Source organism: Pseudoalteromonas sp. RB2-MNA-CIBAN-0110, from assembly GCF_040309305.1.
Taxonomy (GTDB): Bacteria; Pseudomonadota; Gammaproteobacteria; order Enterobacterales; family Alteromonadaceae; genus Pseudoalteromonas; species Pseudoalteromonas arctica.
This window is the reverse complement of record NZ_JBEOOQ010000020.1, coordinates 23,462-49,440: the sequence shown is the minus strand read 5'-3', so window position 1 is coordinate 49,440 and position 25,979 is coordinate 23,462. Positions and strand designations below refer to the sequence as shown.

Annotated in this window: 25 protein-coding genes; 10 read left to right on the top strand and 15 right to left on the bottom strand. The window is 39.6% G+C overall.

From position 1 onward, the window contains the following. Positions 1-242: 242 nt before the first annotated feature. Positions 243-1,160, top strand: a complete 918-nt coding sequence (gene rdgC, locus AAEY68_RS11375; RefSeq protein ID WP_024589755.1) for a recombination-associated protein RdgC — start codon at positions 243-245, stop codon at positions 1,158-1,160. Positions 1,161-1,523: 363 nt separating this feature from the next. Here rdgC and AAEY68_RS11370 read toward each other — a convergent pair whose 3' ends face one another. Beyond that, entirely contained in the window at positions 1,524-1,760 is a 237-nt protein-coding gene (locus AAEY68_RS11370) for a YgjV family protein (RefSeq protein WP_002962663.1), read from the bottom strand. Between the two features lie 288 nt (positions 1,761-2,048). On the opposite strand from AAEY68_RS11370, the gene AAEY68_RS11365 reads away from it, so the two are divergent. Further along, on the top strand, positions 2,049-2,705 hold the full coding sequence (locus tag AAEY68_RS11365) for a Crp/Fnr family transcriptional regulator (protein WP_002962665.1): 657 nt from the start codon (positions 2,049-2,051) through the stop codon (positions 2,703-2,705). Positions 2,706-2,753: 48 nt separating this feature from the next. Here AAEY68_RS11365 and AAEY68_RS11360 read toward each other — a convergent pair whose 3' ends face one another. Further along, positions 2,754-3,320: a phosphoribosyltransferase gene (locus AAEY68_RS11360; RefSeq protein WP_007377478.1), complete on the bottom strand. Its 567-nt coding sequence runs from the start codon at positions 3,318-3,320 to the stop codon at positions 2,754-2,756. 183 nt (positions 3,321-3,503) lie between these two features. After that, entirely contained in the window at positions 3,504-4,799 is a 1,296-nt protein-coding gene (pepB, locus tag AAEY68_RS11355; protein ID WP_024589754.1) for an aminopeptidase PepB, read from the bottom strand. Positions 4,800-4,922: 123 nt separating this feature from the next. Between pepB and sfsA the strand changes: the two genes are divergently transcribed. From sfsA to AAEY68_RS11315, 8 genes are all read left to right on the top strand, one after another. Next, positions 4,923-5,642, top strand: coding sequence for a DNA/RNA nuclease SfsA (gene sfsA, locus AAEY68_RS11350; protein WP_007587160.1), 720 nt, complete (start codon positions 4,923-4,925; stop codon positions 5,640-5,642). Positions 5,643-5,958: 316 nt separating this feature from the next. Next, entirely contained in the window at positions 5,959-6,399 is a 441-nt protein-coding gene (dksA, locus tag AAEY68_RS11345) for an RNA polymerase-binding protein DksA (RefSeq protein ID WP_350585945.1), read from the top strand. A gap of 20 nt (positions 6,400-6,419) precedes the next feature. Beyond that, positions 6,420-7,364 carry a tRNA glutamyl-Q(34) synthetase GluQRS gene (gene gluQRS / locus AAEY68_RS11340; RefSeq protein WP_350585944.1) on the top strand — a complete coding sequence of 315 codons (945 nt, stop codon included), beginning with the start codon at positions 6,420-6,422 and terminating at the stop codon, positions 7,362-7,364. 78 nt (positions 7,365-7,442) lie between these two features. Beyond that, positions 7,443-8,924 (top strand): polynucleotide adenylyltransferase PcnB, encoded by a 1,482-nt coding sequence (gene pcnB / locus AAEY68_RS11335; RefSeq protein WP_257983197.1) that lies wholly within the window; start codon positions 7,443-7,445, stop codon positions 8,922-8,924. Positions 8,925-8,928: 4 nt separating this feature from the next. Further along, the gene (folK, locus tag AAEY68_RS11330; RefSeq protein WP_007587165.1) at positions 8,929-9,414 is read left to right on the top strand and encodes a 2-amino-4-hydroxy-6-hydroxymethyldihydropteridine diphosphokinase; all 486 of its coding nucleotides are present in this window, start codon (positions 8,929-8,931) and stop codon (positions 9,412-9,414) included. 30 nt (positions 9,415-9,444) lie between these two features. After that, positions 9,445-10,239, top strand: coding sequence for a 3-methyl-2-oxobutanoate hydroxymethyltransferase (gene panB, locus AAEY68_RS11325; protein ID WP_007587166.1), 795 nt, complete (start codon positions 9,445-9,447; stop codon positions 10,237-10,239). Continuing rightward, positions 10,239-11,087, top strand: coding sequence for a pantoate--beta-alanine ligase (panC, locus tag AAEY68_RS11320; protein WP_007587167.1), 849 nt, complete (start codon positions 10,239-10,241; stop codon positions 11,085-11,087). The genes panB and panC overlap by 1 nt, the downstream gene beginning before the upstream one ends. 33 nt (positions 11,088-11,120) lie before the next feature. After that, positions 11,121-11,357 (top strand): hypothetical protein, encoded by a 237-nt coding sequence (locus tag AAEY68_RS11315; RefSeq protein WP_007587168.1) that lies wholly within the window; start codon positions 11,121-11,123, stop codon positions 11,355-11,357. A gap of 233 nt (positions 11,358-11,590) precedes the next feature. On the opposite strand, the gene AAEY68_RS11310 is transcribed toward AAEY68_RS11315, so the two are convergent. The 12 genes from AAEY68_RS11310 to AAEY68_RS11255 all read right to left on the bottom strand — a co-directional run bounded on the left by AAEY68_RS11310 (position 11,591) and on the right by AAEY68_RS11255 (position 25,647). Then, positions 11,591-12,559 (bottom strand): PstS family phosphate ABC transporter substrate-binding protein, encoded by a 969-nt coding sequence (locus AAEY68_RS11310; protein WP_010554592.1) that lies wholly within the window; start codon positions 12,557-12,559, stop codon positions 11,591-11,593. A gap of 106 nt (positions 12,560-12,665) precedes the next feature. Beyond that, positions 12,666-13,982 (bottom strand): phosphate regulon sensor histidine kinase PhoR, encoded by a 1,317-nt coding sequence (gene phoR, locus AAEY68_RS11305; protein WP_350585943.1) that lies wholly within the window; start codon positions 13,980-13,982, stop codon positions 12,666-12,668. A gap of 65 nt (positions 13,983-14,047) precedes the next feature. Next, positions 14,048-14,737: a phosphate regulon transcriptional regulator PhoB gene (gene phoB / locus AAEY68_RS11300; protein ID WP_006791869.1), complete on the bottom strand. Its 690-nt coding sequence runs from the start codon at positions 14,735-14,737 to the stop codon at positions 14,048-14,050. Between the two features lie 992 nt (positions 14,738-15,729). Then, positions 15,730-16,794: a class II fructose-bisphosphate aldolase gene (gene fba, locus AAEY68_RS11295; RefSeq protein WP_350585941.1), complete on the bottom strand. Its 1,065-nt coding sequence runs from the start codon at positions 16,792-16,794 to the stop codon at positions 15,730-15,732. 201 nt (positions 16,795-16,995) lie between these two features. Next, positions 16,996-18,171, bottom strand: a complete 1,176-nt coding sequence (locus AAEY68_RS11290) for a phosphoglycerate kinase (protein WP_007587175.1) — start codon at positions 18,169-18,171, stop codon at positions 16,996-16,998. Positions 18,172-18,235: 64 nt separating this feature from the next. Then, a complete protein-coding gene (gene epd / locus AAEY68_RS11285; protein WP_002961528.1) occupies positions 18,236-19,252 on the bottom strand; it encodes an erythrose-4-phosphate dehydrogenase in 1,017 nt (338 codons plus the stop codon). Positions 19,253-19,430: 178 nt separating this feature from the next. Then, on the bottom strand, positions 19,431-20,093 hold the full coding sequence (locus tag AAEY68_RS11280) for a peroxiredoxin-like family protein (RefSeq protein WP_350585940.1): 663 nt from the start codon (positions 20,091-20,093) through the stop codon (positions 19,431-19,433). A gap of 79 nt (positions 20,094-20,172) precedes the next feature. Continuing rightward, positions 20,173-20,907 (bottom strand): SIMPL domain-containing protein, encoded by a 735-nt coding sequence (locus AAEY68_RS11275; protein WP_350585939.1) that lies wholly within the window; start codon positions 20,905-20,907, stop codon positions 20,173-20,175. Positions 20,908-21,045: 138 nt separating this feature from the next. Continuing rightward, entirely contained in the window at positions 21,046-21,669 is a 624-nt protein-coding gene (locus AAEY68_RS11270; RefSeq protein WP_350585938.1) for a 3'-5' exonuclease, read from the bottom strand. A 15-nt stretch (positions 21,670-21,684) separates the two neighbouring features. After that, the gene (locus AAEY68_RS11265; protein WP_350585937.1) at positions 21,685-23,523 is read right to left on the bottom strand and encodes a DUF294 nucleotidyltransferase-like domain-containing protein; all 1,839 of its coding nucleotides are present in this window, start codon (positions 23,521-23,523) and stop codon (positions 21,685-21,687) included. Positions 23,524-23,648: 125 nt separating this feature from the next. Next, complete coding sequence (locus AAEY68_RS11260; RefSeq protein ID WP_007587184.1) at positions 23,649-25,373, bottom strand: sodium:solute symporter family protein; 1,725 nt, start codon at positions 25,371-25,373, stop codon at positions 23,649-23,651. A 10-nt stretch (positions 25,374-25,383) separates the two neighbouring features. After that, positions 25,384-25,647: a DUF4212 domain-containing protein gene (locus tag AAEY68_RS11255; protein ID WP_007377498.1), complete on the bottom strand. Its 264-nt coding sequence runs from the start codon at positions 25,645-25,647 to the stop codon at positions 25,384-25,386. Positions 25,648-25,979: the final 332 nt, after the last annotated feature.

Genomic DNA, 25,979 nt, shown 5'->3' with positions numbered 1-25,979 from the left:
GGACGATTAACTCTTTGTTGCCTACATGGATGTAGGTAAGGGGCGTGAGCAGGACGCGGAAGCTTTGCTCGGTTTTTACTTAGCCCACTAGGTTACAAATCTCGCGCCGCGATTTAATCGCCCCTAGATTGAACAAATTTCAATCCATAAAGTTCAACACGCCCTAGTAACAAATCAGTCATTTCGAGATACTGTTTTTATTGCTATGATTGTACAAATTTTTCAAATGGATCAATTCCCCTATGTGGTTTAGTAACCTTATTTGTTACCGCTTTAAGCAAGACGTTTCATATACTCAAGAAGACTTTGATAAAGCATTAGAGCAAGATTTATTTCGCCCATGTACTGGTCAAGAGCTTGCAACATTTGGTTGGACAAAAGCGTTTGGAAAACATGGCGATACGCTATCGCATTTTTCTCAAAAAAGTATTCTAGTTTGCGCTAAACGCGAAGAAAAAGTACTCCCTGCTTCTGTTATTAATGAACTAGTTGCTGAGAAAATTGATCTGATAGAAGCTGAAGAAAACCGCCCAGTTAAAAAGAAAGAAAAAGACGAATTAAAAGAAAACATTCTTCATACTCTTCTACCTCAAGCATTTAAAAAGTCGAGCTTACAATTTGCCTTTATTGACCAAGAAAACGGTTGGGTTGTTGTAAATAGTGGCAGCTTTAATAAAGCAGAAGAGCTACTAGCACTACTTCGTAAATCGTTAGGAACGCTTCCGGTTGTACCTGCGTTTGCTAACTACGATCTAGATGTGTTTTTAACTGATTGGTTAACTAACTTTAGTACACCAGAAGGTTTTGCTATTGGCTCAGACGCTGAACTTGAAGAAGCAGACGACAGCGGCGCACAAGTAAAGCTTAAAGGTCATGATCTATCGTGTGATGAAGTTAAATCGCATTTAGAAAGTGGTAAACGCGTAACTAAACTTGCACTTGATTGGCAAGAGCGTCTTAAGTTTATGCTGCAAAACGATGGCTCTATCAAACGTTTAAGCTACTCTGAAACTCTAAAAGAAGAAAACGCAGATATACCTAAAGAAGATATGGCTTTAAAACTTGATGCTGACTTTATTTTAGCTTCTGAAGAAATAAAGCAATTACTTGAAGAGCTAACTGCAGGTTTAGGTGACGTTGAAGATTTAGAAAAAGCGTAAATACCATAGTGCCTACCTGCATAAATATTTAAGCAATTTAATGAATTAAATAGCATATGTAAGTAGGTTGGTATAACAGATAAAAATCCGATAGCAGTTTACTGCTATCGGATTTTTTTATGAAATTTAGAAGCACTTATTTATATCTAAACCGCGAACAGTATTTAGCTAACGATCGACGTATTAAAACCTAAGGTAATCATCTTTTAAGTAGGAGATTACAGCATGGTTCAAAGGTTCATCAAGGTAAGTTATGTAGAGTGATATGAGATTATCTATATACGCTTTAAGCTGGACTGCACAAAAGCTGAAGTTTTTGATTTTAATTAAAACCATTAACTTACTTTGTGCAGATAACTTATTTTAGCTTTTAGCGTCTTCAACTTTAGGTTGGCGATATATTTTTATAATGTGGTATAAATTTACAAGCGACAATAAGCCGTTGGTAAAAATAACAGGCACTGCGCCAATGGCAACACCGTATGCAGTAAATACAATACAACCAAACATGTTGTACCAACGTAGTTTTACTACATCTGTCATTGTTAACGATGCAACCAATAAAGCTGATGCAATATAACCTAAATATTCCCAACTCAATTGTTCTCTCCTAGCCTTTAGGTTAGCATTACATGTACTGCTATCTTATGGCACTTGTAAGTATTGCAAAGTTACAACAAAATAAAAAAGCTAACCTGCTTAAAAAACCTGAAAAAGTTTGCCGGAAAATACCAGCAAATTCTTAAATCATTACACGGGAAATGAAGGTAAAATAATACTCTTAGCAAAGCTAATAATATTAGTAGCAAGTTAGCGTAAATTCTTAGTGTCTTAATGCTATCGTCATTAAGATGTAATAAATAGGACAAATGTCCGAAGAGCACATTGATGTTTCAATACCATTTTTCTAGTTACCTTGTTGATCAGCTTTTAACCTTTGCCGGTAGTAGCTATCAACAATCAAAAAAAGAAGTTCTGATCCATCAAGATCAGCCTTTAAGCAAGCTTGTGCTTGTACGCAGTGGCACTGTGTCGTTTAGTTACGACGTAGGTAATGGACGACGCCTGCTGTTAGGACAATTGGATTGTAACAACACCCTTATTGGTGAAATAGAAGCGCTAAATAATAATCCGTGTATATATACGGTAACGTGCTTTAGCGATGTCACTTATAACCTTATTGAATTAAGGCATTGGCGTGCTCTACTGCTCGAAAAACCAGAACTAAGCTTATACACAGCACAAACTATTGCGGCTAAGTTTCAGGAAAACCAAAAAATCAATTTAGATAAGTTATTACTACCACTTAGCTATAACATAGCTAAAGATTGCTTACTAAGGGCCGAGAACAACAACCCTACGCTACTTAGAGCCTACCCAACTGTAAATGCTGAAGCCGAACGTTTTGCTACCACTGAGCGAGCTTACAGACGTGTTGTTACAGAACTCGTAGAAAAAGGCTTGGTACTTAGAAGTAACGATGGCTTGCAAGCAGTCGATATACCAAAACTAAGTGAATACGTAGATAGCTTTGCTCAGCTTTAAAATAAAAAAAGGCCTTAACGGCCTTTTTTTATTTATGCAAATTACTAATTACTTCTCTAGCAAAATGTCATGAATTTTCGCAAGATCAGATTTACCAGCAATAATTTCATCCGGTGTTAAACCCGATAGTTCATGCGGAAACACTAACCACTCTTCAGATTCATGAATATAATAATCTGGAACAGTGTCTACTTTTGAGTTTTTTGGCTTGTAGTACGGGCATGCAATACGAATATCACGTGGCAAGTTTAAGCGCATAAGCTCTGAAAGCTTTTCTTTTAATGCAACAATACTACGACCTGAGTCAAATACATCATCAACAATTAATAATGAATCACCTGCATTTGCGTTCTCTACAATGTAATGTAAGCCGTGTACTTTAATTTCTTTCGACTGTTTACCAATACCGTAATAAGACGATGTACGTACTGCAATGTGATCAGTCTCAATGCCTTTGTAATCGTAATATTCTTGAACAGCAATACCGATCGGTGCACCACCTCGCCAAATACCAATAATAAAATCAGGACGAAAGCCATCTTGGTATACTTGTGCCGCTACGCGGAACGAATCTTCAAGCAGCTGTTGAGCTGTGATGTAGCACTTATCTGACATAATTAGAAACCCCAGTGGTGGATATAAGATTTGAGCGCAGCTTAGAGTTAAGCAAAAATTAAACTCAAACAGGTATTGGCGACTGATTTTACCGTAAATGAAATAAAATTGCTTGCCTGTAAATTAAAAAATAGGCACCCAAGGGTGCCTATTTTTAGCGTAAAAAGCGTAATTTAGTAAATATTATGCTTTTTCTTGTAAAGTACGAGCAACTGTACGCATACCTTGAGTTGTTGCACCCGCTGCCCATTGACTTGTACTGCCCATGTTAAATGCAGCCGCTAAATCGATGTGTACCCAGCCTTTGCCATCGTTTGGCACAAAGCGCGATAAAAAGCCTGCAGCATTCGATGCACCGCCATAACCGCCACCTTTTTGCGCACGACTATTTGCCGTATCAGCATAAGGAGATGGGCAGTTTTGTTGATGCCATTTTTCAAGAGGAAGTGGCCAAGCAGCTTCCATTTCTTGAGATGCAAAACTCTCAACTTCACGTACAAGTTCTTTATCAAGTGCAAATAATGCATTGTACTCTTGGCCAACAGCAACAAGCGCTGCGCCAGTTAGTGTTGCTGCATCAATAATAAGTGGAGCGCCAGTCTCACCTGCGGCCATTAGGCCATCTGCAAGTACTAAGCGACCTTCAGCATCGGTGTTTACAATTTCAACTGTCGTGCCATTTTTATAAGTAAGAATGTCACCTAATTTGTATGCATGACCCGAAATTAAGTTCTCAGCACAACATAAAAACAGTTTAATACGTTTTTCAATACCACGGTTAATAGCCAATGCTAAACCTGCAGTTACTGTTGCAGCGCCGCCCATGTCGCACTTCATACCAAGCATACCTTCGCTTGATTTAATTGAGTAACCACCTGAGTCAAACGTAATACCTTTACCTACAAGCGCTGCACTTACTGGTGCATTTTCGTCGCCTGTTGGGTTGTAATCAAGCTCAAGCAATACTGGCGGGCGAACACTACCGCGACCAACAGCATGAATACCAATCCACTGTTGCTCTAGTAACGCATCACCTTTAATAATTTGGTAACTTACATGCTCAGGCGCTAATGATTGAATAAACTCAGCTGCTTTTTCAGCAAGGCTTTCTGGGTAAATGTCATCGGCAGTCCCGTTAACCATTTCACGTGCCCAAATTGCTGACGTTTTTAAGTGAGCAAGTTCTTTAATATCTGATTGTGCGTTATCAACAAACTCAACACCATTTAACGATTTTGGTGTTACAAAGCCTTGATAAAAAGCCCACTGGCTTTCTGTACACCAAGCATCACCTGCTAATTCAACGTTTTTAATACCTTGGATTGCAATAGTACGACCAGCTTTTTGAACATTTTTCAATGTTTCTTGCTCAGACAAATGAACCGTTGCACCGCGCTCATTAAAAGACAATGACGCATTATCGCCCCAATGACTCGCTGCTGCTTGTTCGCTTAGTTGAACAACAAATTTTTCACTCATGTTAGAATACCCTTGCACTTAAATGTGCCACCGAGTTTACTATAGAGCGCTTAAGTTCCCAACAGCTTGAGGTAAATAACATAAACCACACTGCTGTGCAGTATTTACGCTTTGGAAGTTATCATGAAGTACACGCCAACTCTGCAACCTGCCACCTTATTAAAACGCTACAAACGCTTTTTAGCTGATTTGCAATTAAGTGATGGCAGTGAATTTACCGCCCACTGTGCTAATACAGGTAAAATGACGGGATGCGCAGAGCCGGGTTTTGCTGCTTTTTATTCAACAAGCGATAACGCAAAACGAAAATACCCGCATTCATTAGAGCTTACGCAAAATAACTTATCGCAGCTTATTTGTGTAAATACAGCAGTGGCTAATAAAGTAGTAGAAGAAGCAATAAACAATAATGTAATAAGCGAGCTACTCGACTACAGTCAATTGCAAAGCGAAGTAAAGTACGGCAGCGAAAACAGCAGAATCGACTTTTTACTCACAGACGAAAATAAGCCTGATTGCTACGTAGAAGTTAAATCAGTCACATTATTAAGCGAGGATGCACCACAAAGCGGGCAAGGCTACTTTCCTGATGCGCAAACACTGCGCGGACAAAAACATATTCGCGAACTAATAGAAATGATCGAACAAGGCCACCGAGCAGTATTACTGTTCGCTGTTTTGCATGAAGGAATAAATACAGTAAGTGCAGCTGCGCATATTGATAAAAAATACGCCACGCTATTAAGCCAAGCAATAATAGCCGGCGTTGAAGTATTAGCATACAAGGCCACAATTTCTGCTAATGAAGTTTTACTTCATAAAAAAATAGTATTTGCACAATAGTGTATTAAACCAAGGGATTGAACTAAGCGTAATTTGCAAAATAAGCAAAGTACTCAAATTAAATAAAGTTATACAAAGTGAATTATAAAAATTAACTTGTTTTTAAAGCTTTTGCCCATATAACAAGGCAAGTTTTAGAAAGCGAATATGTGAATTAATTAAAAGTGTAAATAAACTATTAATACACTTTTTACTCAGTAAGCATGGTTGAAGCTAATTCGATTAATTAAAAATAAATTTGCCTAGGGTATAAGATTCTGTTATTTATACCGCCGGCTAATGCTGAGGCATTAAATTAAGGATTTAGGAGAGAGTTATGCCAGACCAAAAGAAACATGGTTTATTGGCTCAAGCCGGTTTAGAACCATACCAAGAAAAACCAGGCGAAGAGTACATGAATGATGCACAACGTGCTCATTTTAGAGCGATTTTAGAAACTTGGCGTAATGATTTACGTAACGAAGTTGATCGTACTAAATCACACATGCAAGACGAAGCTGCTAACTTTCCTGACCCAGTTGACCGCGCTGCACAAGAAGAGTTCTCTTTAGAACTTCGTACTCGTGACCGCGAACGTAAATTAATCAAAAAAATTGAAAAAACAATTAATTTGATTAAAGAAGATGATTTTGGCTTTTGTGAGTCTTGTGGCATCGAAATTGGCATACGTCGCTTAGAAGCACGTCCTACTGCCGATTTATGCGTAGACTGCAAAACACTTGCAGAAATCAAAGAAAAGCAATCTGGACGCGGCTAATTAATACTTATTAATTAGTTATGTCTCCTACAGCCGTTACTGCGCCTATGCGTAAATATCGCGGTCGTTTTGCACCGTCTCCTTCTGGGCCATTACATTTTGGCTCACTTGTAGCGGCTGTGGGTAGCTATCTAGATGCAAAAGCTAATCAAGGAAAATGGTTAGTTCGTATAGAAGACATTGACACTACGCGCGTGGTTAAAAACGCCGACTCCGATATTCTTAATACCTTACATGCCTACGCCCTTCACTGGGACGAACCTGTTGTATATCAAACGCAGCGTCTGCCTTTATACCAAGATATTACCCACTCACTTTTAAAACAAAACCTTGTTTATGGTTGCACCTGTACTCGCAAACAAATAAAAGCCATTGGCGGTATTTATCAGGGGCATTGCCAAACACTTAATCATAATACTCAATCCGGTGCGCTTCGCTTAGTTCAGCAACATCCAACGACTCAATTTAATGATTTAATTCAGGGTGATATAACGGTAAATAGCGCCCTTTCCCATGAAGATTACTTAATTAAACGCAGCGATGACTTATTTGCATATCAACTTGTTGTGGTCGTCGATGATATTGATCAAGGGATTAATCGAATTGTAAGAGGTGCTGATTTAATTGAGCCAACCGCTCGGCAAATTAGTTTGTTTAAACAACTCGATAGCCCTGTGCCTGAATTTGCTCATTTACCTTTAGCGGTTGCCAAGCCTGGTTTCAAATTGTCTAAACAAAATTATGCTCCTGCCATTAGCAAACAAAATCCAAAGCCTGCTTTAATTAGTGCATTTGAATTTTTAGGATTGCCTGTTATAGCTGATTTAATCGATTTAAATATTGAACAATTAATCGCTTGGGGAATTAAAAACTTTAGCTTAAAACAGGTACCACAAGTATCCGAAATACAAATTTCTCAGCATCCACGTAGTCAGAAAGTCCAATTTACACATTTAAGTAAATAAAATAGCTAAAAACGGCTTAATTTCAACACATCAACTTAATTTTTAAACCCTGCTGGTATATGATAGCCGCCTAAATATATGCTAATTACGTCAAACAGCTTGTACTGGGTTATAACCGCCCCTTTTGCTGTAACTTTTGATTGCGATGCAGAGTCAATCACACCTTCTAGGAGACAGACTATTATTTCCAAGCTTTTTCAATTTTGCCGACAAATAATCGGCCCGAATACCAGTGCCGAAAGCGCTTCTGTAAGCAGTGAACCTATTGTTGTCACTCGTGGTGAGCATGGTATTTCTCGCAAACAATTTAGCCCAAATGCAATCAAAGTATTATACCGCTTAAAAGACGGTGGCTACGATGCCTACCTTGTTGGTGGTTGTATTCGCGATATATTGTTAGGCCAACAGCCAAAAGATTTTGACGTAGTTACTAATGCCACGCCAGATCAAGTAAAAAAACTATTTAGAAACTGTCGCCTTATTGGTCGTCGCTTTCGTTTAGCACATATTGTATTTGGCCGTGAAATTATTGAAGTGGCGACTATGCGTGGCCACCACGAAGCGCAAGAAGACAAAAATCAAATAAGCCAATCAAGCGATGAAGGCCAATTACTACGTGACAACGTATTTGGCAGTATTGAAGAAGATGCAGAACGCCGCGACTTTTCAATCAATGCACTTTATTACTCAATCAAAGATTTTAGTATTCACGATTACGCCAACGGCTTAGCGGCAATTAAAGCTAAACAAATTGAGCTAATCGGCGACCCTGAAACGCGTTACCGCGAAGACCCTGTTCGTATGTTACGTGCAGTTCGCTTTGCTACTAAACTTGATATGAGCATTGCGCCTAAAAGTGAAAAGCCAATTAGCGAGCTTGCAAGTTTGCTTGATAACATTCCGCCAGCACGTTTATTTGAAGAAATTCTTAAGCTGTTTTTAAACGGCAAGGCCGAAGCTAACTTTTTAATGCTGCGTAAATACGGCTTATTCCGCTCACTGTTTCCTGAGCTTGATAAAATCTTAGATAAAAATCCAAGTGGCTTAGAACACACGCTTATTCAGCAAATGTTTCAAAATACCGACAAACGTATTAATGCAGATAAAAAAGTAACACCAGCGTTTATTTTTGCCGCACTACTTTGGTTCCCGCTGCTTGAACGTACTAAAAAGATTCAAAGCCAAGAACAACTTGCAGAATACGATGCTTTCGCACAAGCAATGAATAAAGTACTAAGCGATAACTCACAACACATTGCGGTTCCTAAACGCTTTACTTTAGGTGCTCGCGATATTTGGCATATTCAGCACCGTTTGGATAAACGTGCAGGCCAACGTGCTTACAGACTAACGCAGCAACCTCGCTTTAAAGCCGCCTACGACTTTTTACTCTTACGCGTAGATGCAGGCGAAACACAGCACACTGAGCTTGCCCAGTGGTGGACACAATACTTAAGCCAAGATATAAACGGCCAAAAAGAGATGGTTAAAAACTTAGGTCACCAAGGTGGTCCTAAGCCGCGAAAGCGCCGTCGACCTACTAAAAAGCCAGCTGAGTAATAACATGCACTGTGTTTATTTGGGTTTAGGTGCCAACCTAAACTCACCAAAAGAGCAGCTTGATAACGCGGTAATCGCGCTTAAAAAGCTGCCTAATTGTGAATTTATAAACGTATCGCATTACTATGCAAGTAAGCCTATGGGCCCACAAGATCAACCAGACTATATCAATGCAGTAGCGTGCATTAAAACGACCCTTGAGCCAGAGCAATTACTTGATTTAACGCAACGTATTGAACTTGAGCATGGTCGAGTAAGAAAGGCTGAACGTTGGGGTCCACGCACTCTCGATATAGATACTCTATTATTTGATGATCAAATTATAAATACGGTGCGCTTAACTGTGCCTCATTATGGTTTGAATAATCGCGAGTTTGTGGTTTATCCACTATTAGAGCTTGCACCTGAACTTATTTTACCTAGCGGCATTGCATTAAAAACCATTGCAAATAATTTACCGCTCAACGACTTACAACAATTACCTCTGTAATTAACCTAGGCTTTTGCCTGCGAGGATATTATGTCTAAAATAACCGTTTCTACTTTAAATAAAATGAAAGCAGAAAATAACAAAATTACTGCATTGACAGCCTACGACGCTAGTTTTGCAAAGTTATTTCATGATAACGGCGTTGAAGTTATTTTAGTGGGCGACTCTTTGGGCATGGTACTACAAGGCGGCGATGACACCCTTGGCGTAACCAATCAAGATATTGCATATCATACCCGCTGTGTACGCGCTGGTAGCCGCGAATTATTTGTAATTGCTGACTTACCTTTTATGACCTACTCAAGCGTAAGTGATACTTGTAAAAATGCAGCTGAGCTTATGCGCGCTGGCGCAAACATGATTAAACTTGAAGGCGGAGAGTGGCTTTACGAGAGTATTAAAACACTCACTCAACAAGGTATCCCAGTTTGCGGGCATTTAGGCCTTACACCACAGTCAGTACATGTATTTGGTGGCTTTAAAATACAAGGTCGCGAAGAAGACAAAGCACAAAAAATGATTGATGACGCAAAAGCACTTGAAGCTGCTGGCGCACAATTATTAGTACTTGAATGTATTCCAAGTGCATTGGCAAAACGCATTACAGACGCCCTAAGCATCCCAACAATTGGTATTGGTGCGGGCAGTTTAACTGACGGCCAAATACTGGTAATGCATGACCTTGTTGGTATTTCAGCAGGTTACATTCCTAAATTTTCTAAAAACTTTTTGCTCGAAACAGGCAATATGCCTGCAGCCGTTCAAAAGTATTGTACAGACGTTAAAAATGGCGCGTTTCCAAGCGCTGAACACGAGTTTAAATAATGCAGTCAATTACTGAAATCAGATCGTTACGTAGTCAAATTAAAGCATGGCGCCAAGCGGGTCTTAGCGTGGCACTTGTGCCAACAATGGGCAACTTGCACCGTGGGCATTTTTCGCTAGTAGAAAAAGCAAAAAACTTAGCCGATAAAGTCGTTGTGAGTATTTTTGTTAACCCAATGCAATTTGGTGCTAACGAAGATTTAGATAACTATCCTCGTACACTAAACGAAGATAAACAAGGCCTTGCAGAACTAGGCACTGATATTGTATTTACCCCAAGTGTAGAGACAATTTATCCAAATGGACTTGGCGCACAGAGCTTTGTAGATGTGCCTGATATTTCATTAGGTTACTGTGGTGGCTCACGTCCTGGTCACTTTAGAGGTGTTGCCACGGTAGTTACAAAATTATTTAACCTTGTACAACCCGATTACGCCTGCTTTGGTGAAAAAGATTTTCAGCAACTGCAAGTAATTAAAACCATGGCACGCGACCTATCAATTCCGGTTGAAGTTATTGGTGTACCTACAATGCGAGAAGTTTCTGGCCTTGCTATGAGCTCACGTAATGGTTACTTATCTGATGAGCAAAAAGCGACTGCAACCGTATTATTTAAAGCACTTAATACATGCGCTGAGCAACTTAAAAGCGGCGAAAAAGACTTCGTAAAACTTGAAAGCTTAGCTAAACAGAGCTTAGAGCAAGCTGGCCTAAAGCCAGACTATTTTGAGATTGCTCAACGAGATACATTAAAAACTGCTACAATCGAAGATACTCAATTTGTTATTTTAGCCGCAGCCTATTTTGGTGGTGTTAGATTGATCGACAATATTCAAGTCGAAATTTAATATTATTGCGACTCCATTTTAAGGATAAGAAGCATGCACACTTTAATAAAAACAAGCGTAGTCGCCCTTACTTTTGCACTATTAGTAGGTTGCCAAAACCAAGTTGAAAACCCTGAAATGAATCAGTGTGCTCAACAAAATTACCAATGCGAAAGTACATGTGAACAGCAAACAACTGCTGAGGGCTTAAAGCAACAAGTATGCTCTGGAAAATGTGTTGAGAGCTATAATCAATGTAAAGCACAAGCCGAAAAATTAGGTAATATTTAATGCCTAAAAGTTTTTAGTTTTAGGCACAAAAAAACCGCTCAATGAGCGGTTTTTTATTGCCTATGGTTTATCATACCAATTTTATTAAAAACATGACCATTCTAGCGTATTAAATAACTCACTAACTACGTTAAAAATTATTTATATAGAACAACTATGTATCATAATTTTAGCCTTGTTATTGCGCTATTTTCTTATCGCTATAATAACTCACTAATTTAATGCAATTGGTATTAGTTCAAACCCAGCTTTTTAAGTTCTGTTTTTACTAGCTTTGCAGAAAGTGGTACATAACCATCTTTTTCTACAATTTGCTGACCATCTTTTGAAAGTACCATTCTTAAAAATTGTTCTTCCATAGGTGATAGTGGCTTATTCGGGTGTTTATTCACATAAACATATAAAAAGCGCGATAGCGGGTATTTACCTTGCGCAACGTTATCAAGTGTTGCATCAACAAAGTTATCGCCTTTTTTAGCAAGCGGTACTGTACGTACGCCCGATGTTTTATAGCCGATACCAGAGTAACCAATTGCATTTAATGAAGATGAAATTGACTGTACTACCGATGCAGAACCCGGTTGCTCATTTACGTTATTACGGAAATCACCTTTACACAGTGCTTTCTTTTTAAAGTAGCCATAAGTACCTGACACTGAGTTACGTCCATAAAGCTGAACGTCTTTAGCAGCCCAATCGCCTGTTAGGCCGACATCGCTCCAACGATTAACTTGCTCTGGTGCGCCACATTTACGAGTAGATGAAAAAATAGCATCTACTTGGTCAATACGAAGACCTTCAATTGGGTTATCTTTATGTACAAATACAGCAAGTGCATCAATAGCTACGCGAACTTCTGTTGGCTTGTAACCGTAACGTTTTTCGAACGCTTCGATTTCTTTAGATTTCATTTTACGGCTCATTGGACCTAGGTTAGCTGTACCTTCGGTAAGTGCCGGTGGTGCAGTAGAAGAACCTGCCGCTTGAATTTGAATATTTACATTTGGGTAAATACGTTTGTACTCTTCAGCCCAAAACGTCATCATGTTGGCTAAAGTGTCAGAACCTACTGATGAGAAGTTACCTGAAACACCACTAATTTTTTGATACTCAGGAATATCTTGGTCTAAAGCAACTGCTTGTGCAGATACGAAAGTTGTAACAGCCACACCCATTGCGGCAACTAAGTTTTTAAATTTCATGTAGGGTTCTCCGGTTTGTTCGTCCCATTTTCTAACTGCTGCCCACTCTAAAGTGAGTACATGACAGTTACATTACTCTTAAATGACACTTTTATGACTTGACTGATTAGCTTAATTTTTTAGTTAATGGAACAATCTTATCCATTGAAAATTCAAAAGAAAAACACGATCCTTTACCTACTTCACTCGTAATATTTAATTGGCTATCGTGGCGTGTTAATACATGTTTTGTAATGGCAAGACCCAATCCTGAGCCACCAGTTGTTCTACTGCGTGCTTTATCTACTCGATAAAAACGCTCAGTTAAACGGTTAATATGCTCTGGTGCAATCCCATTACCGTTGTCGGTAACACTAAAACACGCTTTGTCATTTTTACGCTGCCAGCACACTTCTACTTTGCCACCAGGCTTTGTGTAATGAATCGCGTTGAAGACTAAATTAGAAAATGCACTGCGTAATTCGTCCTCAGAGCCTTTAATATCTAAAGAGGTGTCTACATCAAAAATAAGCTCGTGCTCTTTGTCTTGATTGATTGATTGCGCTTCAGTTTGAATATAAGTAAGTAACTGAGGAACATTAATTGCTTTATCGTTATCTTGGCGACGAGCACCTTCAATACGTGAAAGCGATAGTAATTGGCTGACTAAGCTATCCATGCGCTTGCATTGTTCAAGCATAGTATTTTGCGCTTTGTTCCACATTGCTGGCGGCGGCATCATGTCGCCATCCATCATCTCAAGATACCCAGTAACCACAGTAAGCGGTGTACGTAGTTCGTGTGACACATTGGCTACAAAGTCTTTACGCATCTGTTCTAGCTGTTTTAAGCGCGTTACATCACGCACAACAACCATAAGTTGCGTGCTTGCATAAGGCATTACCCTAAATTCTAGTACTTGCTCAATGCTATGGCCATTATCCAGCTCAAGCGCGTCGTCAAATTCACCTTTGTGCATGTATTTAGCAAACTTAGGTTCGCGAATTAAATTATCAAGACGCTGACCATGATCGGTTGGCCACTGCAAACCAAGCACTTTAAGAGCTAATTGATTACACCACACAATACTTAAATCGTTTTGTAATACCACTACCGCATCAGGTACTGCTTCAGCTCCATCGCGAAAGCGACGAATTAAATCAGCAAGCTCATTACGTTTTTTACGATTACGGTGCTGTAGATGATAAATACCTTCAAACACTTGCTCCCATGCACCCTCGCCCTCAGGTGGATTAAAGCTACGTTGATTAAGTAGCCAATCGCTCAAACGATAAAGTTGATGGTAGTGCCAAATGAGGAGGGAAAAAGATCCTAAAAATAAAAGCAAAAATGGCGCGCCAACCAGCACACCAATTAATAGTAAGGGTAAAAAATAGATAAACAGGCGCTTTACTAACGCCTGCTTATTAACAACTCGATACATACACTCACTTTACCTTAGAGTAGTAATACATGCGTATTTCATACATTAGCTAAGCTTTAAGCTGATCACAGCTTACTTGAAAAACGATATCCAGCACCACGTACAGTTTGCACCAAACGGTCATGTCCAAGTGGGCCAATTGCTTTACGCAGACGACGAATGTGCACATCAACCGTGCGATCTTCTACGTAAACATTAGTTCCCCATACATGATCAAGCAGTTGTTCACGGCTATAAACACGCTCTGGGTGAGTCATAAAAAAGTGCAGTAATCTAAATTCGGTTGGCCCCATATCAAGCTCGTTACCTTCTGAGGTAACACGATGCGAAATAGGGTCTAAACGCAGGCCATGTACTTCAATCGCTTCTTCTAATGAGGTTGGCGATACACGGCGAATAACCGCTTTAATACGTGCCATAAGCTCTTTAGGAGAAAACGGCTTAGTTACATAATCGTCAGCACCTACTTCAAGGCCGCGTACTTTGTCTTCTTCTTCGCCACGGGCTGTAAGCATAATAATTGGGATTTGGCGGGTGTGTTCGTTTTGCTTAAACTTTTTAGCAATTTGAATACCGCTTCCACCTGGTAACATCCAATCAAGTAAAACCATATCTGGGTAAGGTTCAACCATAGCTGCAATAGCAGAGTCGTAATCTTCTGCTTCAATTGCTTGAAATCCATTTTGCTCTAAAACAAAAACCAACATCTCCCTGATAGGAGCTTCGTCATCTACGACTAGTACTTTACGTGACATTCCAATTTATCTCTTACGCTATCGAATTAGTTTTCATTATTATGACTAAGTATGACATTTTTATGAAAGTGTAACGTGTAAATTAAAATGATGGTAAAAAAAACACAAATTAGTGACAAAAAACCTCATTAACGTCATATTTTTAAAACCTTTTTAATATTTAACGTAATAAAAAGAGATTTACGATAAATTTATAAAATAGCTAATTTTTGAAATTATCTGCTTTTTGTCGCTAGTTGAATCATTAAATAATACAAAATTAGTTGGGATCATTGTTTTACTAACCAAGACTTTTTTACAGATCGATCGTTTAAAAGTAACTTTAAAGCCATTTTAAAATTAATAAACCCGCCTGTGTAACAATCAATACGTTTAAAAATAGATCTAAATTTTACTAAGCCCCAAATAAAGGATCAGATTTTTACCAAGCCGATCCACTCTCAGATCAGAGTTGTACCTAGTCAAAGCCATAAGTTGTTGATTGTTTATACAAATAAATAACGATCAAATTATCTCAGAGCCTAAAATAGCGAAAAAGTGTATTTGGCTTAGTAAAGTAATGATCCGAAAAGGCTGTGTTAGTAAATGCGTGATCCCAAAGTACGGCGTTGATAGTACAGCGATCTGATCAATAGAAGCCGTAACCTGCAATATAAAAAGGGCTGACATTAAAAAAGCCAGCAACAAAGTTACTGGCTTAGGGCCTGTTGACCTTTCAGGATTAAAATTTGTTCAATCTAGGGGCGATTTAATCGCGGCGTGAGGTTTGTAACCTAGCGGGCTAAGTAAAAACCGAGCAACAAAGAGTAAATTGCCCCTAGGCAGAACCCTTCGGGCAGCGCATGTTTGGCATTTATTCCACGTTATCGCCTATTTATGGGGAATAACCACACTGCATAGGCTCTGCCTTGCCTAAATACCAAACATACTGCTGCAAATTTAACCTCGAAAGATAAACAGGCCCTAATAATGATCAATTATAAATTGATCTATTATCTAATTTTAGGGTCTAGTTCGCCGCTTAAGTATTTAAGGTGCATTTCATCAAGTGAAATTGGCTTAATTTTACTAGCCTGACCAGAAGTACCAAACGAGTTATAGCGTGCAACACAAATCTCTGTCATTGCTTTAGTTGCTTCAGCTAAGTATTTACGTGGATCGAAGTTAGATGGGTTAAGCGCCATATGACGGCGAATTGCACCGGTAGATGCTAAACGTAAATCGGTATCAATATTTACCTTACGAACACCAAACTTAATGCCTTCAACAATCTGTTCAACTGGCACACCATAAGTTTCTGGAATTTCGCCACCATACTGATTAATAATTTCTAACCATTCTTGAGGAACTGAAGATGAACCATGCATCACTAAATGCGTGTTAGGAATACGTGCATGAATCGCTTTAATGCGGTCAATCGCTAAAATGTCATCTGTTGGTGGGCGAGTAAATTTATAAGCTCCATGCGAAGTACCACATGCAATTGCAAGTGCATCAACATGTGTTTTATTTACAAAGTCAGCCGCTTCTTCAGGGTCTGTTAGCATTTGCTCAGTGGTTAGTATACCTTCTGCGCCAACACCGTCTTCTTCGCCAGCTTCACCTGTTTCCAGTGAACCAAGTACACCTAGCTCGCCTTCAACCGATACGCCACAAGCATGCGCCATAACAACAGTTTCGCGCGTTACTTCTACATTGTATTCGTAGCTTGAAGGAGTTTTGCCGTCGCTCATTAACGAGCCATCCATCATTACTGATGAAAAACCAAGCTGAATTGAACGCTGACATACACCTGGCGATGTGCCGTGATCTTGGTGCATAACAACGGGAATATGTGGCCATTCTTCAACGGCTGCTAAAATCATATGACGAATAAATGGAGCACCAGCATAAGCACGTGCGCCAGCTGATCCCTGAACGATTACTGGGCTGTTTGTTTTGTCAGCCGCTTCCATTATTGCGCGCATTTGCTCTTGATTGTTAACGTTAAAAGCAGGTACGCCGTAACCATGCTCTGCTGCATGATCTAAAAGTTGTCGCATACTGATTAAAGCCATTGGGTATTCTCCAATTTATCGACAGTAGTTCCCTACCATCTAGTTTGAACGGATGTGTTAGTTTGGCGTTATAACAACGCCACGAAAAACCACTGCTTTGCAGTAATATTCCGTCTAAATTAACTATTAAATTAGGGTGAGAGGTATTTAATAATTAATTGTCGGTGAGGGCTATTACCCCCTCAACTTACGCTACTAAAATTACTTAGCGCGAGACTCTAGCATTTCAACTGCTGGAAGTTTTTTGCCTTCTAAAAACTCTAAGAACGCACCACCACCAGTAGAAATATAAGAAACTTTATCGGCAATGCCGTATTTATCAATTGCGGCTAAGGTATCACCACCACCAGCAATTGAAAACGCATTTGAGTTAGCAATTGCTTGTGCAATAGCACGTGTGCCATTACCAAACTGGTCAAACTCGAACACGCCAACAGGGCCATTCCATACAACAGTGCCCGCATTTGCAATAATTTTTGCAAGCTTGCTCGCTGTATCAGGACCAATATCAAAAATCATATCGTCGCTTGTCACTTCGCTTACATCTTTAAGCGTAGCTACAGCAGATTCAGAAAACTCATTACCAACAACTACGTCAGTCGGTACCGGAATTTCACCATTATTAGCAATCGCTGCTGCACATAAACGGTTCGCTTCATCCATTAAATCTGGTTCGTAAAGCGATTTACCAACTGGGCTACCTGATGCAGCAATAAAGGTATTTGCAATACCGCCGCCGGTAACTAATTGGTCAACAATTTTAGAAAGTGAATCTAAAACGGTTAGCTTAGTTGAAACTTTAGAACCACCAACAATCGCCACTAATGGACGAGCTGGGTTATCAAGTGCTTTGCCTAACGCTTCTAGTTCAGCTGATAACAATGGACCTGCACATGCCACATCAGCAAATAAGCCAACGCCATGCGTAGATGCTTGTGCACGGTGAGCCGTACCAAATGCATCCATTACATATACATCACACAGTGCTGCAAGTTGCTTAGATAGCGCTTCGTCGTTTTTCTTCTCGCCTTTGTTAAAGCGCACATTTTCAAAAACAACAACTTCGTTATCCGCAATATCAACACCGTTTAGGTAATCTTTTTCTAAACGTACAGTTTGCTCAAGGGCATCGTTTAAGTAATCAGCTACAGGTGCTAGCGAAAACGCTTCATCATATTCCCCTTCCGTAGGACGGCCAAGGTGTGACATAACCATTACTTTAGCACCCATCTCAAGCGCTAATTTAATAGTAGGTAGTGCTGCACGAATACGCGCATCTGACGTCACTTTACCTGCTTTAACTGGTACATTTAAATCTTCACGAATTAATACGCGTTTGCCGTTTAAATCTAAATCTGCCATTTTTATGACCGACATGAACATCTCCTTAGTTAACGATACTGAACCTGAAAAATACGTTTAAAATTATTATATTAATAAATTACTTATTCACTGCCATCATAGCACGCGCTGTGTCGAGCATACGATTAGCAAAACCCCATTCGTTATCACACCATACTAATAACTTTATCAGTCGTTTGTGACTAACACGTGTTTGTGTGCCATCAATAATACAAGAATGTGGGTCGTGATTAAAATCAACCGACACAAGCGGCTCTTCGGTATAACTTAAAATACCTTCTAAGCGGTCTTTTGCTTGTGCTTTAAGTGCGTTATTTACTGCGTTTAAATCTACATCGGTATTAACCGTTACACTTAAATCCATTGCCGTGACATTTATAGTCGGTACACGTACAGCGATGGCTTCAAAACGGCCTTTAAATTTAGGTAAAATACGGTCTATACCACGGGCGAGCTTTGTATCAACTGGAATAATTGATTGGCTTGCAGCGCGAGTACGGCGTAAATCATGATGATAACCATCAATCACTTGTTGATCGTTCATCGACGCATGAATCGTTGTAATAGCGCCTGACTCAATACCAAATGCATCATCTAATACTTTAATAACCGGCACAACACAGTTAGTTGTACACGAGCCGTTAGACACAATTGTGTGCTCGCTTTTAAGCTCATCGTCGTTAATGCCATACACAATCGTAGCATCAACATCGTTATCAGCCGGATGCGAAAACAACACCTTTTTAGCGCCTGCAGTAATATGTAACTGCGCATGTTCACGCGAGTGATAAACACCTGTACATTCAAGTACAACGTCTACATCGAGCGTTTGCCAAGGTAATTCAATTGGGTTTTCTTCACAAAAAAGTGCAATGGTATCGCCTGCAACACTAATTGTGTCTTCACCAAGTTTTACAGGAAAAGAAAAACGACCGTGGGATGTGTCGTATTTTAATAAATGAGCAATAGCTTCAGGATCAGCAAGTTCGTTAATCGCAACAATTTTTATATCGTCGCTCAAACCAGACTCGTATAACGCGCGGACAATATTTCGACCAATACGACCAAAACCATTAATTGCAAGTTTGATTGCCATGAAATATAAAATCCACTCTTTTAGCGTGCAGATAAAGGCAATACGCCTTTTAGATGGCTGTATTGTAATCGACCTTGAGCATTATTATAAGAGGGTAGCATTAGAAACTTTAAATTAAGGTTAAAGAGCTTACGCATTGCAAGCTCTTCGATGGTTCTGACTTTTTAAATTAAGTTTTTTATACTAAATTTTTCAATGCGTTAATTATATCTTCTGGCTCAGAACGAGTACGATAATCAACGTCAACATAACGCCAAGTCACTTTACCTTGTTTATCTAAAACAAAGGTGGCAGGGATCGGTAAAACACTACTATTGCCATTGTTAACCGACTCTAAATCTAGGCCTCGGTCTACTCGCATATGCTCTAGTAAAAATGTGGGTACTTGCCATGCTACGCCGTAGCTTGCTGCTACATCGGCATTTTGATCACTCAGCACTAAAAAATCCATTTTACTTATTTCATCATTACTAAGTGAGCCATCGGGTACTTGTGGGCTAATAGCCACCAATTGTGCGCCTAATGCGTGAATTTCAGGTAAACGTGCTTGAAGCGCTTTGAGCTGTAAATTGCAGTACGGACACCAACTTCCACGATAAAAAGTAACAACCACAGGCCCTTTAGCAAGTAACTCGGTTAACTGCACCGATTGACCATGTTGATTTGGTAACTCAAAACTTGGTGCGCTTTGGTTTAAATCAAGTGCATTAGCACCTTGCTGAAACGCTTTTGCTTGTGCAATCGTTTCATCAACGCCTTTCATAAAATCAGGATTACCTTTACGCCCTGCGGCTATTTTTGCCTCAGTTTGTGCTTTTAACGTGTTATTTTCATCGCTCATTATATGGCTACCTTCAAATTAATCAAAAACTTAAAGCCAGCTTACATTATGAAAATGTATTTGAAATGAAAATTTTAGCTTATTCATCTACCTCTAAATCAAATACCACGTTTATTGATGATTTAAATGTAATAGTTTCCTGTAAATACCTGCCTTGCTCGAATGGATTTCTAGTAACTTTAGAGCCGGTCACAACTATTCTCTCAAAATTATCTGCGCCATAACCATAACTTGAACGGTTAGAATATGAATTAATACTGTAAATTTTTCCAAGCTCTTCGCCAAATGCTTTGGCAAGCTTACCCCCTTTAACTATAGCGTTATCTATTGCGCCTTGTGTTGCTTCAGCTTTTAACTGCGCGGCTTTTGAAGACATAAGCTCAATATTCGTCAGTTCATTAATTTTTACACTTAATGCAAAATCGATAAAATCATTCAACTTTTCAATATTTCTTAATGTTACTTTAAGTGTTCTTGTTGCTACATATCCTGCATTAATCATTGTGCCACTCTCAACATTAAACTTGTCGTCATCATTGTAAGTTAACAGGCTTGTAGCAGAAACATCTGTCTCCTTAACACCATACTTGCTTAAACCTTTAAGTAACAAATTTACTCGGTCATCAACATCACGTTTTGCATCAAGTGATTTGTCTTTAAAGCTTATTACTTCAAAAGAAATCTTAGCCATATCGGGCTTTGCTAATACCTCTGCAGTACCCTGCACTGCAATATGGCGATTAGCAGGCAAGCTTGAATTAGCAAAAGTGATGAGTGGGAATAAGGTTAAGAAAATAGTAGTGATGAGTTTCATGTTCGTTCCTTGAAGTAATTAGTAAATAATGATTACGTAACTGTACCTATAGTTATACGGATAACAATAAAAGTAAACTGCTCTTTATTGTAGGCGGGAGTTTATCTCGCGCGGCATAAAGCCCCGCCTACAGCCAACCTACATCAACTCACCTACTTTTAGCTCTTTACCACGGCTTATTTGATGGCACTGGGCTAGCAGTAACTCGGCGGTGGCTTGTGCATCGGTCAGTGCATGATGGCAATGATAGCTTGGTAACTCATAACGTGTGCGGCATGCATTAAGGGTTAAATCATCTTGTTTTATTTCAGTTGAATGATGGAGTAAGCGCTTTTGTTCAATATGGAGTGTGTCGATTATGAGTTTAGGACGTATAGTTATATTGGCATTTTTAAGCGCTATTTTTAAAAACCCCCAATCGAGCATGGCATTATGAAACACTAAAATACAATCACTAAAGTGGCTGCTTAGTTGCGTTAATATACTGCACAAGCTCTGTCCTTTTGTTATAGCATCGTCGCTAATTCCATGAAAAACAGGACTTTGCTCAAGGCTTTTTACGTCTTTATTTATAAGGTGCTGTGACTCACTCATTTTTATACATTGGTTATCTATTATCACCCACGCTACCGATACAATTTCGTGCTGTTTTGCATCAAGGCCAGTGAGCTCTAAATCAATCACCAAATAACGTTGTTGTAAGGCATTTTTACCTAGTAATTTACGGCGCTTTAAATACCGAGTGAGCAGCTTTTTTACCATGTTAGTAATCCATCATTATAAACTGCCGCGAGCAAACTTAAACGCGGCGGCTTGCTGCGCTTGTTTAACAAGGTAAAACGCTTCTTTTAGTTGATGGCGCTCTAGTGAGTTTAATTTATTAGGGTTAATGCAATTACTCGGTAAGCCCTCTTCGTTTATTTGTGTACTCAAACGAAGCTGCGTTAAGAACCGCCAGCAGTCTTTTAGGTTGTATATATCTTCTTTGCTGATCAGTTTATGTTTTAGTAGTGCGTCTAATCGCTCTTGCGTGTTGGCGCGCCTAATACCCGCTTTTAAAGCGTATAACCGCACTATGTCATTTATAATTACGACACCGCGTTTTTTTAAATCTATGTATTTATTATTTTGATCTGTTTTTTCGGTTTTAAATTTATTAAATAAACCAATTGGCACGCTGTTGCTGCTTATGTCCGTTGCCATTGCGGCATAGAATAAGTCGTTACGCGATATACGAATTAGTTGCTCGCAAAAAGCGGTGTATAAAGCATTTGAGCCTTCAATAAATCGCAGGTCAAAAAATATTTTACAGTTGAGCATTGCATTAGGAGTAGGGCTTTTTATCCATTTAAAAAAGCGCTCGCTCCAGTCGTTTACGCTCATCCGGCACTCATCGCTGCTTGCCATAATATTACCTGGGCAACGCCTAATGCCGCACTCAACTAAGTTTTCACATACAAACTCTCCCATGCTTTTAAAGTAAGCGTGTTGATCGGGGGTTAAGTCGTTAGGGAGTAATAAGCCGTTGTCTTGATCTGAATGCAGAGTTTGTTCTTCTCGTGCTTGCGAGCCAAAGCAAATAAAACTAAAGCTGGTTGGCGCTGCGCCATGCTCTTCTTGAAATAAGTGAATAAGGCGCGATGTAAGCGCATCGGTTAAACCACTGAGTAATTTACCAATGAGCGATATGTCGTCAATGTTGTACGAAAAACCACGCAAAAGTTCGGGAATTTCTTTAGCGTAGCGTTTTAAATCAGTAACAGTATGCGCTTTATATATGCGCCCAATAAGCTGTACGGGGTCGCTTTTTTGTTGGCGCAGTAAATCGGTGCTGGTTATCATCCCTATAGGGTTATGGTTTTCGTCAAGCACGGGCAAATGATGAATATTGTATTTAAGCATTAAGTGCAGCGCCGAAAACACCCGGTTGTTTTCAAATATAAACTTAGGCTTGGCGGTCATAATACTGCTTACTGCGTCTTGTGGATCTACTTCGTCGGCAAGTACTCGATTACGTAAGTCGCGGTCGGTTACCACCCCTACTAAGTGCGCGTGCTGCGTTATCATTATTGACGATACGCCATGCTCTTTCATTTTTTTAGCACTTTGTCTAATACTTGCATCGGGCGAAAGTGTAATTGCTGTGCGGGTCATCAGCTCTGATATTTTACGTTCAGACCAACTATCGTTTTTACTTTTATAATGCGATGACAGCAACCGGTTAGCATGAGCGCGTACAAAGTATTGCTCAAACGATTTATATTCTCTGCGTAAAAAATCAAAGTGCGTTTGAGAGAGCATATACACTATGCCCTCTTTTTGTACTTCCAACCTATTTTGAATTGCCTCACCGGTTAACAGCGACGGAAAACCAAAGTAGTCACCTTGCGCCAAGCGTGTAACAACATCGCCCTTACCATCAACTAGGTCATACAAACCAGAGCGAATTAAAAACAGTTTAGGGTTTTCACTTTGTAACCACTGAGTCTGGTTTTCGCGGGTGAGGTAAATAATATCAAGATGATTTACAAAATATTCGTATGCGCTGCTATCAAGCATAGTAAAAGGCGCTTGCAAACAAACGTATTGGGCTATTTCTTGTTGTTCTACACTCATTGTATTCGCTCTTTAAATGGTGATGTACCAATCTAATGTACTTATTTATTAAACAAATAAAAAGCCCGACTAAAGTCGGGCTTTGGGTGCTTTATGTTTTCTAAACTATATCTATAAATTGTAGCCTAGTGGTCGTGTGCTTCTGCAGACCCTTTAGGGTTACGAATGCTTTCAACCATTTCTTGAATTTCAACCGGTGTAGGTTTAGTAAACTTAAGAACAATTGCAGCTACTGCAAAGTTAATAATCATACCAATTAAGCCAATACCTTCAGGCGAAATACCTAAGAACCAGTTTTCAGGGCTGTTTAGCTCTGGGCTAACAAACTTGAAGAAGATGATATACGCAGCGGTAAAGCCAATACCCGTTACCATGCCTGCAATGGCGCCTTCACGGTTCATTGTTTTAGAGAATATACCCATAATAATTGCTGGGAAGAAACTCGCTGCCGCCAAGCCGAATGCAAATGCCACTACCGATGCCACAAACCCAGGCGGGTTAATACCAAAGTACGCGGAGATAACAATAGCGACCATGGCTGCCAACCTCGCTGCAAGTAACTCTTGCTTGTCGGTAATATCGGGCTTGAGAGTTCGCTTGAGTAAATCGTGCGAAACGGAGGTCGAAATAACCAGTAGTAAACCTGCTGTTGTAGAAAGTGCAGCGGCAATACCACCAGCAGCTACAAGTGCAATTACCCATGCTGGTAAGTTAGCAATCTCTGGATTTGCTAATACCATAATGTCGCGGTCTACGTTTACTTCGTTAGCACTGTTCGGATCGGTGATTTTACCCGCCGTGTAGAACATTTTGCCATCGCCGTTTTTATCATCAAATGTAATTAAACCTGTGCGTTCCCAGTTTTTAATCCATCCAGGTGCTTCTGCGTAAGCTGTACCGCTACCGTCTTTACCATTAATAGTATCAACCATGTTTACGCGAGCAAAGGCTGCAACCGCAGGTGCTGTAGTATAAACAATCGCGATGAACACAAGTGTCCATGCTGCAGAAATACGCGTGTCTTTTACGCGAGGTACAGTGAAAAAGCGAACAATTACATGTGGTAAACCAGCAGTACCTACCATTAACGCGCCAGTAATAGCGAACACGTCAATCATGCTCTTAGAGCCTTCGGTATATTGCGCAAAACCAAGTTCAGCGCTTAAGCCGTCTAGTTTATCAAGTACGTACACGCCATCGCTGCCAATTAATGTGGCACCAAAACCGGTTTGTGGGAAGAAATGACCCGTCATCATCATCGAGATAAAAATGGCTGGTACAAGGTAGGCAAATACAAGTACACAATACTGCGCTACTTGTGTGTAGGTAATGCCTTTCATGCCGCCAAGTACCGCATAAAAGAATACAATCACCATACCAATGTAAACACCGGTTTCAATTTCTACTTCTAAAAAGCGTGAAAATACGACGCCTACGCCACGCATTTGCCCTGCAATGTAAGTAAAACAAATGAATATGGCACATACAATTGCCACTAAACGCGCGGTGCGTGAGTAGTAACGGTCGCCAATAAAGTCTGGCACAGTAAACTTGCCGAATTTACGTAAGTAAGGCGCTAAACACATGGCTAATAGTACATAACCACCTGTCCACCCCATTAAGTAAACGCTGCCATCGTAACCTGCAAACGAAATAATACCCGCCATTGAAATAAACGACGCGGCGCTCATCCAATCAGCAGCCGTTGCCATACCATTAGCAAGAGGAGGTACGCCGCCGCCTGCTACATAAAACTCTTTAGTTGAACCCGCACGGGCCCAAATTGCTATGCCGATATAAAGCGCAAAGCTTAAACCAACAATTATAAACGTGAGTGTTTGAACATCCATTGCTTAGCTCCTATTCGTCTACGCCGTATTTTTTATCTAACGTATTCATTTTGAAAACGTACACAAAAATCAAAGCAACAAAGGTATAAATCGCGCCTTGCTGGGCGAACCAGAAGCCAAGTTTAAACCCAAAAAAACGCACTTCATTAAGTACATCAACCAGTAATATGCCAAAGCCGAAAGACACGATAAACCACACTGCTAATAGTTTAAATAACAGCGAAATGTTTTCTGCCCAATAAGCTTTTGCTTGTTCTTCATCTTTAAAAGCCATTTTTGTTTTCCCCTTTAAGCACCGCAATATCGCGATGAGTGGTTTTTTATCTTCGCTTACCAATTTAGCAACGCTGGTTACATATTGAATTGAGACCATAGTCGTAACAGCCTGTTAACGTTTACGTAAACTGTATTTATCATTCAAACGTACTTTATACATTTTCATTTTATTTCAATTGGTTAGCTTAATTTTTTGAATTGGCTTTACTGTTAAATTGGTAAGTTGGTTATTAATGCGACATTAGTCTAATGCTTGAGATGATTTTATTTTTGTTATTAATATTCAATAAGATAGAAATAAAATGAAAGTTTTATTTTAAATTCAAGCCT